Here is a 14934-nt window from a genome sequence, read left to right on the forward strand (position 1 = left end):
AAAGCGACTCCTATTCAGAAGGGCGTGACATGCATTTGGTCAATCAAGACATACTATCTCAAGCGGCAATAGCTTTTGGAATTAACCCTATTTCATTGGAGTTTGTGAGTAATTCAACGAACGAAGTCTATAAATACATTAACAATAATCAGATGTACTATCTACGATTATCCGAAAAATCCATTGAATACGAGATGAGCATTCAGGCTGAAGTTCACTGGGTTCGTTTCTTGGCTATGAACGGTATTCGTGTTTCTTTACCTCTATTAACAGTAGAAGGAAGCTTGACGGCCGTATGTAGAGATCATGAGAAATGTTATATTGCTACTGTGTTTGAAGGAGTTTCGGGGAAGTTTTTTGATTCAGATCCACAAGCATGGGACTCACCCTTATTTAAACAATGGGGTGCGACAATGGGACATATGCACAAGTTAACTAGCTCATTATACGAGCCTATGGATTCACAACATACGAGAGTGAAGTGGAGCACGCTAGACATTGATAACCCGCATTTACATAAAGGCAACTACGCTGTGCTTGTAAATAAACTTAGAGCAATTGAGCAGGAATTGATGTCGTTACCTACAAACCCTGAAGCATATGGGCTAATCCATTATGACTTTCATCCTTATAATTTTCTAATTGAACATGGAGAAATCAATGTATTTGATTTTGATGATTCATTGTACGGTTGGTACGCGATGGATATTGGTGTAGCAGCTACACACGCTGTATGGTGGGGTTCAGATCATTCAGAGTGGCGTTCCAAGAACGAATTCTCCAAGCATTTCTTAACTGCGTTTCTAGAAGGTTATCTGGAGCAGAATAATCTAGATGATCAATGGATTAAGAGGATTCCTTTATTCATGGAATATCGGAATATCAGTTCTTTCTTCTGGTGGCTGAAGGATTGGGATGGGGATGAAGGAAAACTGAGTGAGTCTCAGAATAATGCAATTACTGACGCAGTTGCGCGGATTCAGTCGAATCAAACATTTGATGGGTGCGATTTAGAGTTATGACGTTGAAGGAGTTGAATTGAATGATTCTAGGACTGTATGAAGCTCATTTACCGATAAGTGATAAAAATAGATCGATCGATTTTTATTCAAAACTAGGACTGGAGCTTGCCTGGGAAGATGAAGATACGGCCTTTTTCTGGATTGAGAAAGAGAAGAGCTGGTTAGGTCTGTGGGAAGGGGAAGAACATCGGCTTCCATATCATCCTTCGATCAGACATATTGCATTCAGAGTAAGTTATGAGGAACTGAAACATAGTATAACTTGGCTCAAAACGATTGGTGTTGAACCCGTTCCTTTTGGGCGAAGAAGTTCAGTTGAACCTTTTGTACGTGCAAATCAAGGGAATGCTTCCGTATACTTTAACGATCCTGATGGGAATAGTCTTGAGTTGATGTGTTTTGTGCCTGTTCCTGAAAAGTTCAAATCTATAACAGATAAACTATCATTTGAACAATGGGAAGCTATGATCCGGGAGGAAGAACAATGACCATGTTTCCTTTTCAAGTTAATGAATCAATCTTAATTAATATAATTCAACCTAAAGATCGAGATGAATTGTACTCATTAATTGATGAAAATAGAGCACATCTTCGAAAATGGCTATTGTGGGTCGATAAACGAAAGTCTCCATCCGACTTAGATTCTGTTATAGCGATGTGGGCACAAAATGTTGAAAAGAGAAACGGATTTGATGCAGGAATATGGTACAACCATAAGTTGGTTGGAATGATCGGGCTACACTACATTGATTGGAAGAACAAAGAAACAAGCATTGGGTATCTTTTATCGGAGTCAGTCGAAGGTCGTGGAATTATATCAACATCGATCAAGGCATTGTTGGGTTATTTTTTTACTGAATTCAAGTTAAATCGCGTCATCATTCAATGTGCAGAAACGAATCTAAGAAGTCGAGCTATTCCAGAACGTATTGGTTTTGTAAAGGAAGGCATTTCAAGAGAAGCTCAGTGGTTATACAATCATTATGAGAACATTGTGACTTATAGTATGCTATCGAGTGAATGGAATAAGTAACATTGCTTCTATTTTTCTGAAGAAACCCGTCGCTTAACAATCAATTTGCTGCGAAGGAGAACAAAATGAATCGAATATTGGTGATTGGATCAGGTGGATCTGGTAAATCAACGCTTTCCAAAAAGTTGGGTAACATTCTTAATCTGCCTGTTATTCATTTAGATGCTTTCTTCTGGAATCCAAACTGGGTTCCTAAACCTAATGATGAGTGGGATCAGGTGATTGAAGAGTTTACAAACCAAGATCAATGGATCATGGACGGTAACTATTCAAGGACAATGAATACTAGGATGGAGAGAGCCGATGTCATTATCTTTTTGGATATGCCAAGGCTCTTATGCTGTTATCGAATTATCAAGCGGCGCTTGATGTACCATAACAAGAGTAGACCCGATATGAATGAAGGATGTAATGAAAAGTTGGATTGGGAATTCGTGAAATGGGTCTGGAATTATAAGAAAAGAAGTGGAATGAACGTTCTGAAGAAGCTCGAACATATGCAGGGAGATAAACAAGTCATTATTTTAAATACTAGAAAACAAGTAGATGAATTTATAGGCAGAGTAGAGAATGATAGAGGAATACAGATAACAATGTGAGGACGTTGATATTTTTTGACCATTGCAGCAATAATTATAGCCCCTACAGATCAAGGCTTTTGTGTCCCCGTTTCAACAGAAAGTTTCTTCAAAAGATGCTGGATACCTGGAATACAAAGTCTACAATTAGAGATGGTATCTTATTTCGCTGACCCAGGAATAGATCTGACGAAGGAGCATTTCCCGGAATTAGTTAGAGAATTAAGTCTATTAAGAGAATGGGCGAATAAAAGTTTGGAGGAGAAAGACGCGACATTTCTAATAGGTAGGGTGGATTTTCTTATCCAGAAGATGACAGAGGTCTTTAATGATGAAGCAGTTATTCTGTATATTGGTTAATGAAGAGTAACAATTTCAAGAAAAGAAGGTGTGCTGATGGAGATTGTTCAGGCGGATGAAGCAAACGTAGATGAAGTGACCCGGCTAGCCTTAAAGTTATGGCCTGAGAATTCGTGGGAACACCTAAGAGCAGACTTTGAAGAACTATTACAATCAGAGAAAGACATGTTATATCTTGCAAAGTCTCAACAGAATTACGTTGGATTTATTCACTTATCAATAAGAACCGATTACGTTGAAGGTTCTAATTCATCGCCTGTTGGTTATGTTGAAGGCATCTATGTTGAGCAGGACTACAGGAATCAAGGTATCTCAAGAAGATTAGTTGAAGCAGGCGAGAAGTGGGCGAAGTATATAGGCTGTACACAGATGGCTTCAGACACGGAGCTTACGAACCATGCAAGCCAAGCGTTTCATGCGAAGATTGGATTCACAGAAGCGAATCGTATCGTTTCTTTTATTAAGGACTTGAAATGAATAACGTGAAATTTGAGTTGAGCACCCGACCTGTTATCATTGATAATCATTTTCAATTGAATTAAAATAGATGTTGAGGACAGCCAAGCTAGATGAGCTAGGTAATATGGCTACTCCTTGTTATTTCACTAATATGAAACGATGTAGGAGGTAATGATGTTAATTCAAACTCGAAGTATGATTATACAAAAAGGATACAGCGATCAGGTCGTAGAACGATGGAGCGGTCCTTCCCCGGTTGTGGAAATGCCAGGTCTTATTGATTTCAGTGTAATGGTCAACAAGCGGAACAAAGAGCAAGAAGAAGTTCTGGTCATCATTCGCTGGGAATCAGAAGAAGCGTGGAAAAATTGGGAGAAAAGCGACGTACATATCAAGGGTCACCGTGAGAAGAAAACACAAGAAAAGCCGGAATATCTGATCAGTACTACCGTAAATATGTATGAGGTACAGACAGTTAAGTCAGGCAGCGGTTCTTTCAGTAATTCATAATACTCTAAGCACGATTGACCATTAGCTGGTTAGTCGTGTTTCTTTTTTTTATAGATGAACGGATGAATTCACTTGTGATACAATCAACGAATGTAAGAAGTGCAAGGAATGCGAGACAATAGAGGTTAAGCATAAACACCACACCAATAGAATGTACTGACAAACAGGGAGGCATTATTACGATGGATTACGCATTTTCCAACAGGATTGCTGCATTGCAGCCATCCATCATTCGTGAAATTTTAAAAGCAACTTCAGGACAGAACGTTATTCCGTTCTCAGCAGGTAACCCTGCACCAGAAACGTTCCCTATTGAGGCGATTCGTACGTTCACACAAGCCATACTGGAACATGATCCAGTAACGGCTCTTCAATACGGAATTACAGAAGGATATGCCCCGCTACGAGAAGCTCTGACGACACATTTGAAAAAAGGGTTCGATACAGGCAAAGAATCAGATGAACTGTTTATCGTCTCTGGCGCTCAGCAGGGAATCGAACTTGCTTGTAAAGTATTCTGTAACGAAGGTGACACTATTATCTGTGAGAGTCCAAGCTTTATCGGATCATTGAACACTTTTCGTGCTGCGGGAGCCAAGCTAGTTGGTGTACCTATGGAAAATGATGGGATGGATATTGAGAAGCTTGAACATGCTCTGCAAACGGAGCAAAACGTGAAGCTGATTTACGTGATCCCAAGCTTCCAGAATCCGACGGGCATTACAACAAGTGAAGAGAAGCGTAAGGCAATCTATGAATTGGCCAAAAAATATGGTGTTATGATTCTTGAAGATAATCCATATGGTGAACTTCGATTCAAGGGACAAGATGTACCAACCATTAAATCGATGGATGATGAAGGTCTTGTCATATATGTAGGTTCCTTCTCCAAAATTCTATCTGCGGGTCTACGTGTGGGTTACGTTCTTGCACCGTATGAGGTTGTTCAGAAGATGGTTGTGGCTAAGCAAGGTGAGGATGTACATACGGCTATGCTTCCACAGATCTTGGCGTACAAGTTCATGGCAGAGTATGACTACGACAGTCATATTGATAGCATTCGAACAATTTATCACAGAAAATCAGCATTGATGATCGAACAGTTGAAGCAGCATATGGGTGAGAGAATTACCTTTACTCAACCAGAAGGTGGCCTGTTCCTGTGGTGTGATCTTCCGCATCAAGTTCCGATGCTCGAATATGCCAAAACTGCTGCTGCTCAGGGTGTTGCAGTCGTTCCTGGTACGGCGTTCCTCGTGGACGAGAACGAACCGTGCAATGCCATCAGGCTTAATTTCTCTACACCTTCGGATGAGCAAATTGTAAAAGGGATTCAAATTTTGGGTCAAGTATTAGACTCCTATAAGTAAAGACAGCATCGATATGAATATAACGCACTCTAATATCATGGAAGAGCAGTAAAACCGCCAAACTGGCGGTTTTTTGTATAACGATTTATTGTTCTCGTTAGCTAGTCAGCTACGTTTTTTTTGAATGATTAGGGGAACTTAGATCAAAAATGGCTTATCAAAAGATTCTATAGATGAAGTAATTGACGCTTAGAGTTGTTCGTGATAATTTAGATTAATCACAAATTAAACCATCAAAACCAATGAGATAAAGGGGGTTTAGACATGTCGTCGACAATCGTGCTTGCTGCCGCCGAAGATGTAAGAAGTGAGGATTCAGTACAATTAATGAAAGAGCTGAGCGAGGAGCTCGGATTGTTATACGGAGGTGACGGTACGGCAGGATTCCAACTCTCAGACGTGGAAGTTCCGCGATCAGCATTTATTGTAGCTCGTTTGGATGGTTATCCTGTTGGTTGTGGAGCGATTAGACCCCTTGATGAACATTCCGTGGAAGTGAAGCGTATGTATACCCGTTCTGACTATAGACGTAAGGGCGTTGCACAAGCGATATTAGCTGAGGCTGAGCGTCTTGCCATACAATTTGAGTATCGCAATTTGAAGCTACAGACAGGTCCGCTGCAACCCGAAGCATCCGCATTATATGAGCGAATGGGATATTATCGGATTCCTATTTTTCACGGAGACTGGGATCAAGTATTGGCCTATCAGAAAGACTTAGTTAATCAACCAGCGACCCTCTGAAACATTATCTAAGATTAAGCGAACAAAGGTCGACAACACGTAGCTTAATTCCAAAAGTATTGATGTACTATACCCAGCACCAAAGTTACGATAAACAATGCCTTTTCAATTTAGTATAGTTAAATAAAACTCCCCACTCGGCATAATCTTGCTATAGCGTGGGGAGTTTTGTGTATACATTGCTATGTCAGTCTACGATTATCCTAATAACCTATACCTAATTTTAACTATGAATGTTCCTCGTTCGATTGGCTTTCACATATTTAAGCTGAGCAACGATGATGACGCTAATAATAACAAGCAAGAACCAGGAACTGATCTTGCTGAAGCTCACGAGCTGCCACGCTTCATGCTGGTCAGGATATTTCCAACCATTAAAGAATGTAGCGATGTTCTCAGCAGTCCAGATGAAGAAGCCAACAATGATAAAAGCGAGTGAGAGTGGCATTCGATAGGTTGTAGAACGTACACGGTAGATAATCCATGTCTTCCAGAACACAACAAATACAAGTGCTGTGAGCCACCAGCGGAAGTCGGGAATAAAGTGATGTGTGAAAAAGTTAAGATAGATTGCTGCTCCGAGCAATACGGAGGATATGCCACCTGGCCAACCGGTCATGTCCATTCGAAGTCTACGCCATACTTGGCACATAAAGCTAGCTACACTTGCATACATAAATCCACTGTAAAGCGGAACGCCCAATAATTTAGTATATCCAGGTTCGGGATACGACCATGAGCCCATCCATACTTTATATATCTCAAGTGTCAAGCCGATCAAGTGAAATACACAGATGACCTTGATTTCATCAAGGGTTTCCAGACCACTTCGATACATTAGGTATTGCACGATAAGTAGTATTAATAGAATGGCATCATAACGATGAAAAAAAGGAACTTGAACGACGCTCGTAAGTGCTAGTGTCCCAAAAATAACAACAGGGAAAATACAACTCATCGCCTGATGATAGCCAAAATGTAATAACTGTACGATAGATTTCATCTTACCTTTACTCCTTCATAAGGGCTGCTGATCTCAGTGAGATCCGTGGCTTTTTTTGATCTTTAGTTGAACGCCGTTTCCATTAATAGTAGGACAACATACTATAGTTTATATTATTCGTCTAGATATCGCTTATGCAAGAGAAAGGAGTGACTAGAATTGCCGTATAGCACAGGTCTAATCTATAATCCTGTTTCAGGAGCAACACAGTCTACACAGATCATTGTAACCTGTCTTAATGACTCACTTAACGCGCCAGTAAACGTTGAGCTTGAGGTTTTCCGATGGGATTCAACACAAACGGTTCGAATACCGATAGGTCATGAACTCTTCGAGCTTACAGCCCAAGCAGGTAGGACGTATGTGTATCCTCTCATCAATGCTTCTTTTTTTGAGGTGCAAAGTGATTATTTCAGTGCAACGAGCACCATGATTAATGTTTATGGTGTCGATTCGACAGGGCAGATCATACAACGTGTTCTGCAATCTGAGATGTCACTGATCGACCGATTCACCAATATCCCATAATCTGAAGTGAGGTGAAATTCATGGTTGTAGTTAATATTACTGGAGCACTAGCAGGGAATCAATTTGAACCTTCGATTGCTGTTAACACGCTTAATCCTAATATTCTGTGTGTTGTGGCCGTGGATACCAGTACGGGTCCGACATTGACAGGATTTTATCGTTCTATTGATGGTGGAACGACTTGGTCAACCTCGATTCTGCCCAATCCTCCCGGGTATGCTGGCGCAGAGGCACCTACCATTGACTATACGTTTCCAAGTACATTTATTGTAACCGTGCACGTGTTTAACGGATTCAATGACGGGACAATCGTGAGTTATACCTCTTTCGATGATGGACTAACCTGGCAACCACCCGTTATTGTTCAGGCAGGCTATGGTACGGTGATTCATAATGATGAGCCATTAATTGCGGTTGATCGCTCTCCTGGTAGTCCTTACAGGGGAATGCTTACGTGGGCTATACACCATTAGCCACGACTTTTTCTGCCATCTTTTCTCAGAGATCTCTTACACAAGGGTTGAATTGGGAAGCACCTGATCGTCAGTCCAGCCCAAGAGGTATACATGACCGTGCAGCATTGGCAGTTGGGTTCAATGGAGAGGTCTATGCAGGGTATATCATTACTGGACCGGCTAGTCCTTCAGCGCTTCTGCGAATCTCGTACGACGGAGGGATCAACTACCAGCCCTCTATTGAAAGACAATCTACTTTTATCGCCTCCGTAGTTCCTTCACCTTCTCCACTGCCTGTTCCTAATTATCAATTTCGAGTACAGACCAATTTGAATCTCGCTGCAGATATTTCTAATGGGCCGTTTAGCGGAACGGTCTATGCTGTATGGAATGATGCACGTAACGGATATACTGATGTTTTTCTCTCCGAGTCTCCCGATGGCTTACTTTGGTCAGATCCAGTAAGTATTACAAGTGCACCCGTCGGTACACAGAACTTTTTCCCTTCCATCGCAGTTTCACCATACACGGGTACGATAAGAGTTATTTATTATTCCAACCAGATTGATGGATTCCTGCTCGATGTTTATGTCGCAGAGTCGTTTAATGGAGGAGCTACCTTTACCAATCGCCGACTGACCACCACTTCCTTCAATCCAAACGGAATCTCGCCGGTACCGACAGTTCTGATCGGAGATTATATCACGGCGCAAACGACTGCTCCCGACAATCTTGCTGCGGTATGGATGGCAACAACTCTTCCTACAGGTAAATTAGATGTCTATTTTGGAACGTAAACGCCGTGATCGTTCAAACAATGTTTACAATTAAAAGTTAAATCACCTATGGTATGGCTCTAAGGGGTCATGCCTTTTGCAGTTCTACAACGTATGCTGTTAGAAGTATAGCTATGTATTCCAATGATTGGCTTCATCGATAAGGAACCCCAGGAGGGAAAGCATGTCGTATAAACAGATCAAGTGGATGATCTTGCTCATCCCAACCTTAACTGTCGGCATATGGGAGTATGTGCGTCACCAATTTCTTCTACCCTATATATCTATGGATCTGGGCAATTGGCTTACGCCTGTGATCGTGTATGTCGTAAGTATTACGCTAGTCACGAAGCTATTTCGTAACATGGAACGTATCCAAAAGGAACTGGAGAAGGAACGAGCAGCTAAGGCCGTACTGGAATCTCGGGAGAAATTAGCGAAGGAGCTGCACGATGGAATTGCACAATCACTCTTTTTACTTTCTGTTCAAGTAGAACGACTGGAATTACAGCGTAAACAAGAGAAGCAATTGGACGAAGTCTATGCGATTCGGAAAACCGTTCACGAGGTCAATCGATACGTTCGCCAGTCGATAGCTAATCTCAGATATGACGCTCAGAGTCATACAGCACAACCAACACTGGACTCAATTGCTCTACATAACCAAATTGGCCGAATCATCGGCGATACTCCAATTCCAATTGAGTTGGAGTGGCACATTGAGGATGATGTATTTACCGCAAAAGAGAAGATTGAGCTTCTCGCATGTCTGCGTGAAGCCGTTGTAAATATTCAGAAACATGCCAAGGCATCCCAAGGATGGATTAAAGGTGAGGACAAGAACGGATATCGCAAAATAACGATTAAAGATAACGGCAGAGGATTTACCGTCGATCCGTTTACGTTGAAAGACCGATATGGACTACATATCATGAAAGAGAGGCTGAAAGCGATGAATTGGAACTTGAGATTGGTTCGAGAACAGGAAAGCACTATTCTAGAATTTAGCCAAGATGGTGAACATGTATGAGTCATATTCGGGTGCTTGTTGTTGACGATCATGCCCATGCAAGAGAAGCGATATGTGATATTTTATCCATGGATTCGTCTCTTGAAGTGATAGGGGTTGTGACTGATGGTCAGCAGGCTATTGAATTTACAGAGCAATGGCTTCCTGATCTCATTCTGATGGACATTCAGATGCCGATTATGAACGGATTGGAAGCGACGAAGCGGATTAAGCTGATGTTCCCTTATGTGAAAATCGTGATGATTACCGTGTCCGATGACGTATTTCATTTGCTGGAAGCATTGAAATGTGGGGCACAAGGTTATTTGTTGAAGAACCTTGAACCTTCCATGTGGTTAGAATATCTCCATTCCATTGTTACGGAAGAGGCGACCTTGAGCCGTGAGGTAGCATATCAGATCTTAAAGGACGTATCCTTAACGGAGAAAAAAGAACCGGATGTCCCTTTGACTACCAGAGAAAAGGACATTTTATATGGAGTAGCTTCTGGCTGGACAAACAAAGAAATTGCGCTGAAATATACCATTTCAGAATATACGGTTAAAAATCATTTGAAGAATATTCTACAGAAGCTCCAGGTGCAGAACCGGGTACAACTCACTCGTTATGCGTTAGAGCAAGGGCTTATTACGGATACTTATTATTCGGAATAAGCTTTTTTTCTTGCTCTCAAGAGGATTGGGAATTGGAGGGGATTCTAATCCAATGTAATGTATCTCACAATTTAGCCACAAACAATCAGGTGTTATAGCCATGTTGAGCTATATGGAAACATTAGGTTTTTATGTACACTATGAGCAGTATTGTTTTAAGGCTAGCAAAGATGGAGGAGAGGCTTTGAAGAGCAAATGTAAATCTCAACTACATTTCAAATGGAATGAACGCCACATCACTATCCATGATATCTCAGAGAATTCAGCAAGCTACAGGGAAATTCATGGGTAATGCTCGCATGCATATCCACCTGTCGAACAACTCCAACAACAAGATAAACCAAAGTATCAACCCTTGGAGCGTCCTCAGACTATTTCTCCTTATCGGCATGTTAGCTCAGCTTCCATTCTTCTCAGGGAATGCGTCTGCCGCTTCCAAAGAACAGCGCTTCATACCGCTGCAGCCGATCATTAACGCGATGAATCCTGGAGAGGAGATTACACTTAAGCCAGGTATGTACCTAGGACCAGTGAATATAGACAAGAGCATTTCCATTCTGGGAGATGCTTCTGTGATGGTTGTGAGTACAGACTCAAGCTCAATTCAGTCTACGTCTACGGATTCTGCTGGATCCACGATTAACATTCGTGCGGACGGCGTGAAGTTGCAGGGATTTACCGTTTTACATCAGCATGGTACCCCTACTGCAGCCATTCAAGTTGAAGCCAATCATGCAGAGATCAAGGATATACATATTCAGACACAGGGCTTTGGCATTCTAGCTCGTAACGCTAATGAGGGTTTCTTCGGAAATAACGTCATCACCTGGACGGGTTCGGAGACGACTTCAAGTAGCCAGAAGGGCAATGGGATTGATCTATACAACTCTCATCGTAACCAGATTGAAGGCAATGAAATTAAAGGTATGCTCGATGGGATCTATATGGAGAATAGCCGCGAAGCTATTGTACAAGGCAATACGTTGCTACATACGAGATATGGTATCCACTGCATGTATGTGGACGGTTCTTATGTCTTGGACAATACAGGTGAGGATAACATCACCGGTGCCATGATTATGGGTGTGAAAAACACTACAGTAACGGGCAATTCATTTCGCAAGCAGAGTGAAAATGTACATTCACAAGGGATTCTTTTATACGACGTTCATCAATCTTCTATAGTTGACAATATCGTTGAAGGCAATCGAGTTGGAATGAACATTGCGGAGTCCACAGATAACGATATTCGTGGTAATGAGGTTCTACGGAATTTTATCGGGTTTCAGCTTGTACTTGCAGAAGGTAATCGGCTCAATCAGAACCAGTTCATCTCGAATGTGATAGATGCTTCGGCAGTAGATAGCAGTGACAACGAGATGTCATCTAATTACTGGGACTCGTTCCGGGGACTTGATCTCAACGGTGATGGGATTAGTGAAATGGCTTATGGAATTAATCCATTCTATGAGCAATTAATCAGCAGAAATTCAGCCTATCAGCTTTTCTTTCAATCGCCGGGAATGGTCTTTTTGAGTGAGTTGTTTACAGAAGGTAAAGAGAATTGGTCAACAGATCAATCACCTCTGATGGCTACGGCCATGGAACCGCAACTGCAACCGGACAAATCCAAGGATATTGTACCGGTATGGGTAATCGGAGTCATTTTATTAAGTTTTGCGGCTAGTATAATGATATATTCGGGGGGATTACGTAAATGAAGAAACGATGGACAATGGCACTAATGCTTATGATGGGGATGCTGTTATTAGCAGCTTGCGGAGCAAAAACATATGCGGCATTACCGATTAACGAAGACGTGGATATCTGCGCCATTTGCAAGATGCAGGTGAAGGATGATGCCTATGCAACACAGCTTACGACAAAGGATGGCAAGAACTATAAGTTTGACGACATCGGCTGCATGAACCAATGGAAAGAAGAAAATGGGACTGAGAACATCGGAATGGATTATGTTCGTGATTATAATGACAAGGAATGGATTGAATACAGTAAAGCGACCTATGTCTATGATGCTTCTCTGCGCACACCGATGGCGTATGGCATTCTTAATTTCAAGGACAAAGCATCCGCTGAAGCGTTTGTTGCCGAGCAAGGAATTGGAACGATCATGACTGCTGAGGAGCTCGCATCCCATGACTGGAAGCAAAACACGGAGATGATGGATATGATGGGGGAGCATGGGCATGACCACGGACATGGTGAAGAAGGAATGGACGAGAAAGGAATGCATGGGGAAGGCGAGAAGAAGGAAGAATCGGGTCACTAGTGATGATGAGTGATCAGGGTGATCCAATATGGTAGACATGTTACTGGTAGCCAAGCGAGAAGTGAAGATGGGATTTCGCAATCCCTGGGCGTATTCGTTCCTAATTCTTTTTTGTACATGTAGCTTAAGCTTACTGCTCATTGATTCGCAGAACTTTGTTCAAGGATACTCAGGCACAACAGGCTCGATGTTAAATCTCATTCTCTATCTTTTGCCACTAATGACACTGTTTCTCGGTTCCTTCTCACTGACTTCAGAAAAGGAAGAGGGAAGCTGGCAGCTGTTGTCTACCTATCCAATCGGCACGATGTCCTTTATTGTTGGGAAATATCTCGGCTTGACGGTGGTGCTAATTACGATTGTTGCATTTGGCTATGGCTTGATGGGAATCATCGGTGGGGTAATTAGTAGCGCGTTAAACGTAACAACATACCTATTATTTCTGGCATTCTCTTGCGGTCTGGTCCTATTATTTCTAACGGTTGCGCTGTTCATCGGCTCCATATCCAAAAATCGGTGGCAAGCGTTAACCATTTCCGTATCCGTTTGGTTCTTTGCTGTGATTGGGTGGCCTACACTTTTACTCGCGATCCTAGGCATTGTGCCTTATCTATGGGTCAAACCGTTACTTGTTGTACTCACCTTTATCAATCCCGCCGAACTGGTACGTTTATTTGTAGTTATTAAGCTTGGTGGAGGCTCGGTGCTCGGACCGGAATATTACCAATGGGTGACATGGGTACAGCAACCAAGTGGCAGTTGGATTTTCTTAATGATCTGTCTGCTGTGGATTACATGTTCTGTACTTGTTGTGTACGGGATCTGGGAAAGGGGACGTTCCCATGGATAAAAAAGTAGAGGCTAGCATCAACGAATTATGTAAAACGATGAAAAAACAATCGATTGTAGAGGGAATCTCCTTTCACATCTCTTCAGGTAACGTGCTCGCCTTATGTGGAGGCAATGGCGCTGGCAAGAGTACCGTTCTGCGTATGTTAGCAGGTATCCTTCGACCTACTTCAGGAGATATCGTTGTGAACCAGATCCGGCAATGGAGTGACCGCAAACGCTATTCGGAACAGATCGGGTACATGCCAGATGATTATCAGTTTAATCAGAGTTTGACGGCAGAAGAGATGCTGTTGTTCTGGGCTGCATTGCGAAGAGTACCCAAGGAGAGAGTTCAGGAAGTGCTGAAGATGGTAGGTTTGGAGGACAAAAAAAATAAACGTGTCTCAACCTTCTCTAAGGGAATGAGGCAACGTGTATTATTCGCTCAGGCATTGTTAGCCAAGCCACCACTGCTCATTATGGATGAACCAACGAATGGGTTAGATCCATTCTGGATGCATGAATTTGCACAGCTGATCAAAGGAATTAAACAGCAGGGTCATATGGTTGTATTCTCCACCCATCAGCTAGACATTGCAGATGACCTTGCTGATCATATTGTCTTTATGAACGATGGGCGCAACGTAGGAAGTGGTACAACACATCAGTTTCGAGCAGAGTTTGGTTCACTTCATGCTGCATTTCATCAAAGTCTAGGAATAAAGTGAAGGTGATCCCTCTTGCAAAATCATAAACGTCATATCAGACGCACCATCACCATCTTGATTGGAACCGTTGCAGTGTTGGCGGGTGCATGGGCTGTCTTTCAGGGGCTCTCACCGTCGCAGACACAACGATCAGGTTCAATTGAGGTAGGTGCCACCGCCCCGGACTTCACAGCACCTAATTCAGTGGGTGAACAGGTTTCACTGTCCGATTATCGAGGCAAAGTAGTTATGATTAACTTCTGGGCGTCATGGTGCACACCCTGTGTAAGGGAAATGCCTTTGCTGCACGAGACCGCAGAGAAGCATCAAGAAGATGTGGAGACACTATTCGTGAATGTTGGCGAGTCGAAGGGGACTATTCAAGAATTTATGAATGAACAGCAATTCAATTTTCCTGTAATCGTTGATGTGACTGGCAAAATATCAAGTATGTATCGTATCACTGGTCTACCAGCAACGATGGTTATTGATCGTGAAGGCATGTTTAGCCACATTTTACACGGTGAGCTCACGAATGATACACCACTTGCGCATTGGCTGGAGGATGCAAAATAAACTTAAATA

Annotated in this window: 20 protein-coding genes; 19 read left to right on the forward strand and 1 reads right to left on the reverse strand. The window is 42.3% G+C overall.

Features of this window, described 5'->3' with window-relative positions; translation table 11 throughout:
- Nucleotides 1-29 precede the first annotated feature (29 nt).
- The 9 genes from DMB88_RS15465 (at nucleotide 30) to DMB88_RS15505 (ending at nucleotide 6076) form a co-directional block, all read left to right on the forward strand.
- Nucleotides 30-1022, forward strand: coding sequence for a phosphotransferase enzyme family protein (locus tag DMB88_RS15465; protein ID WP_164848702.1), 993 nt, complete (start codon nucleotides 30-32; stop codon nucleotides 1020-1022).
- 20 nt (nucleotides 1023-1042) lie between these two features.
- Complete coding sequence (locus DMB88_RS15470) at nucleotides 1043-1510, forward strand: VOC family protein (protein ID WP_128102076.1); 468 nt, start codon at nucleotides 1043-1045, stop codon at nucleotides 1508-1510.
- Nucleotides 1507-2055 (forward strand): GNAT family N-acetyltransferase, encoded by a 549-nt coding sequence (locus tag DMB88_RS15475; protein ID WP_254438190.1) that lies wholly within the window; start codon nucleotides 1507-1509, stop codon nucleotides 2053-2055. Before DMB88_RS15470 ends, DMB88_RS15475 begins: the two co-directional genes overlap by 4 nt.
- A 65-nt stretch (nucleotides 2056-2120) precedes the next feature.
- On the forward strand, nucleotides 2121-2654 hold the full coding sequence (locus DMB88_RS15480; protein ID WP_128102077.1) for a DNA topology modulation protein: 534 nt from the start codon (nucleotides 2121-2123) through the stop codon (nucleotides 2652-2654).
- A gap of 15 nt (nucleotides 2655-2669) precedes the next feature.
- Nucleotides 2670-2993, forward strand: a complete 324-nt coding sequence (locus DMB88_RS15485; RefSeq protein WP_128102078.1) for a hypothetical protein — start codon at nucleotides 2670-2672, stop codon at nucleotides 2991-2993.
- A 36-nt stretch (nucleotides 2994-3029) separates the two neighbouring features.
- Nucleotides 3030-3470 (forward strand): aminoglycoside 6'-N-acetyltransferase, encoded by a 441-nt coding sequence (gene aac(6') / locus DMB88_RS15490; RefSeq protein ID WP_128102079.1) that lies wholly within the window; start codon nucleotides 3030-3032, stop codon nucleotides 3468-3470.
- Nucleotides 3471-3626: 156 nt separating this feature from the next.
- The gene (locus DMB88_RS15495) at nucleotides 3627-3962 is read left to right on the forward strand and encodes an antibiotic biosynthesis monooxygenase (RefSeq protein ID WP_128104462.1); all 336 of its coding nucleotides are present in this window, start codon (nucleotides 3627-3629) and stop codon (nucleotides 3960-3962) included.
- A 182-nt stretch (nucleotides 3963-4144) separates the two neighbouring features.
- Nucleotides 4145-5332 (forward strand): aminotransferase-like domain-containing protein, encoded by a 1188-nt coding sequence (locus DMB88_RS15500; protein WP_128102080.1) that lies wholly within the window; start codon nucleotides 4145-4147, stop codon nucleotides 5330-5332.
- Nucleotides 5333-5596: 264 nt separating this feature from the next.
- Nucleotides 5597-6076 (forward strand): GNAT family N-acetyltransferase, encoded by a 480-nt coding sequence (locus DMB88_RS15505; protein WP_128102081.1) that lies wholly within the window; start codon nucleotides 5597-5599, stop codon nucleotides 6074-6076.
- Nucleotides 6077-6299: 223 nt separating this feature from the next.
- On the opposite strand, the gene DMB88_RS15510 is transcribed toward DMB88_RS15505, so the two are convergent.
- Entirely contained in the window at nucleotides 6300-7079 is a 780-nt protein-coding gene (locus DMB88_RS15510) for a DUF817 domain-containing protein (protein WP_128102082.1), read from the reverse strand.
- A 159-nt stretch (nucleotides 7080-7238) separates the two neighbouring features.
- Between DMB88_RS15510 and DMB88_RS15515 the strand changes: the two genes are divergently transcribed.
- The 10 genes from DMB88_RS15515 (at nucleotide 7239) to DMB88_RS15560 (ending at nucleotide 14925) form a co-directional block, all read left to right on the forward strand.
- Nucleotides 7239-7607 (forward strand): hypothetical protein, encoded by a 369-nt coding sequence (locus tag DMB88_RS15515; RefSeq protein WP_128102083.1) that lies wholly within the window; start codon nucleotides 7239-7241, stop codon nucleotides 7605-7607.
- Between the two features lie 20 nt (nucleotides 7608-7627).
- The gene (locus tag DMB88_RS15520) at nucleotides 7628-8080 is read left to right on the forward strand and encodes a hypothetical protein (protein WP_128102084.1); all 453 of its coding nucleotides are present in this window, start codon (nucleotides 7628-7630) and stop codon (nucleotides 8078-8080) included.
- Entirely contained in the window at nucleotides 8062-8859 is a 798-nt protein-coding gene (locus DMB88_RS15525) for a hypothetical protein (protein WP_128102085.1), read from the forward strand. Before DMB88_RS15520 ends, DMB88_RS15525 begins: the two co-directional genes overlap by 19 nt.
- A 163-nt stretch (nucleotides 8860-9022) precedes the next feature.
- Nucleotides 9023-9868 (forward strand): sensor histidine kinase, encoded by an 846-nt coding sequence (locus DMB88_RS15530; RefSeq protein WP_128102086.1) that lies wholly within the window; start codon nucleotides 9023-9025, stop codon nucleotides 9866-9868.
- On the forward strand, nucleotides 9865-10521 hold the full coding sequence (locus DMB88_RS15535) for a response regulator (protein WP_128102087.1): 657 nt from the start codon (nucleotides 9865-9867) through the stop codon (nucleotides 10519-10521). The genes DMB88_RS15530 and DMB88_RS15535 overlap by 4 nt, the downstream gene beginning before the upstream one ends.
- Before the next feature lie 284 nt (nucleotides 10522-10805).
- Nucleotides 10806-12242 carry a NosD domain-containing protein gene (locus DMB88_RS15540; RefSeq protein WP_254438191.1) on the forward strand — a complete coding sequence of 479 codons (1437 nt, stop codon included), beginning with the start codon at nucleotides 10806-10808 and terminating at the stop codon, nucleotides 12240-12242.
- Complete coding sequence (locus DMB88_RS15545; protein ID WP_128102088.1) at nucleotides 12239-12811, forward strand: nitrous oxide reductase accessory protein NosL; 573 nt, start codon at nucleotides 12239-12241, stop codon at nucleotides 12809-12811. The genes DMB88_RS15540 and DMB88_RS15545 overlap by 4 nt, the downstream gene beginning before the upstream one ends.
- 28 nt (nucleotides 12812-12839) lie before the next feature.
- Complete coding sequence (locus DMB88_RS15550) at nucleotides 12840-13661, forward strand: ABC transporter permease (RefSeq protein WP_128102089.1); 822 nt, start codon at nucleotides 12840-12842, stop codon at nucleotides 13659-13661.
- Complete coding sequence (gene ccmA, locus DMB88_RS15555) at nucleotides 13654-14370, forward strand: heme ABC exporter ATP-binding protein CcmA (RefSeq protein WP_128102090.1); 717 nt, start codon at nucleotides 13654-13656, stop codon at nucleotides 14368-14370. Before DMB88_RS15550 ends, ccmA begins: the two co-directional genes overlap by 8 nt.
- A 12-nt stretch (nucleotides 14371-14382) precedes the next feature.
- The gene (locus tag DMB88_RS15560) at nucleotides 14383-14925 is read left to right on the forward strand and encodes a TlpA family protein disulfide reductase (RefSeq protein ID WP_128102091.1); all 543 of its coding nucleotides are present in this window, start codon (nucleotides 14383-14385) and stop codon (nucleotides 14923-14925) included.
- The last annotated feature ends 9 nt before the right edge of the window (nucleotides 14926-14934 follow it).

The organism is Paenibacillus sp. DCT19, from assembly GCF_003268635.1.
Classification (GTDB): domain Bacteria; phylum Bacillota; class Bacilli; order Paenibacillales; family Paenibacillaceae; genus Paenibacillus.

Bases quoted from the DNA above. Each gene is read 5' to 3' on its own strand.
- DMB88_RS15545 (WP_128102088.1), top strand. From the start codon at position 12,239: ATGAAGAAACGATGGACAATGGCACTAATGCTTATGATGGGGATGCTG.
- DMB88_RS15535 (WP_128102087.1), top strand. From the start codon at position 9,865: ATGAGTCATATTCGGGTGCTTGTTGTTGACGATCATGCCCATGCAAGA.
- ccmA (WP_128102090.1), top strand. From the start codon at position 13,654: ATGGATAAAAAAGTAGAGGCTAGCATCAACGAATTATGTAAAACGATG.
- DMB88_RS15465 (WP_164848702.1), top strand. From the start codon at position 30: ATGCATTTGGTCAATCAAGACATACTATCTCAAGCGGCAATAGCTTTT.
- DMB88_RS15540 (WP_254438191.1), top strand. From the start codon at position 10,806: ATGGGTAATGCTCGCATGCATATCCACCTGTCGAACAACTCCAACAAC.
- DMB88_RS15495 (WP_128104462.1), top strand. From the start codon at position 3,627: ATGTTAATTCAAACTCGAAGTATGATTATACAAAAAGGATACAGCGAT.
- DMB88_RS15480 (WP_128102077.1), top strand. From the start codon at position 2,121: ATGAATCGAATATTGGTGATTGGATCAGGTGGATCTGGTAAATCAACG.
- DMB88_RS15510 (WP_128102082.1), bottom strand. From the start codon at position 7,079: ATGAAATCTATCGTACAGTTATTACATTTTGGCTATCATCAGGCGATG.
- DMB88_RS15530 (WP_128102086.1), top strand. From the start codon at position 9,023: ATGTCGTATAAACAGATCAAGTGGATGATCTTGCTCATCCCAACCTTA.
- DMB88_RS15470 (WP_128102076.1), top strand. From the start codon at position 1,043: ATGATTCTAGGACTGTATGAAGCTCATTTACCGATAAGTGATAAAAAT.
- DMB88_RS15475 (WP_254438190.1), top strand. From the start codon at position 1,507: ATGACCATGTTTCCTTTTCAAGTTAATGAATCAATCTTAATTAATATA.
- DMB88_RS15500 (WP_128102080.1), top strand. From the start codon at position 4,145: ATGGATTACGCATTTTCCAACAGGATTGCTGCATTGCAGCCATCCATC.
- DMB88_RS15520 (WP_128102084.1), top strand. From the start codon at position 7,628: ATGGTTGTAGTTAATATTACTGGAGCACTAGCAGGGAATCAATTTGAA.
- DMB88_RS15505 (WP_128102081.1), top strand. From the start codon at position 5,597: ATGTCGTCGACAATCGTGCTTGCTGCCGCCGAAGATGTAAGAAGTGAG.
- DMB88_RS15550 (WP_128102089.1), top strand. From the start codon at position 12,840: ATGGTAGACATGTTACTGGTAGCCAAGCGAGAAGTGAAGATGGGATTT.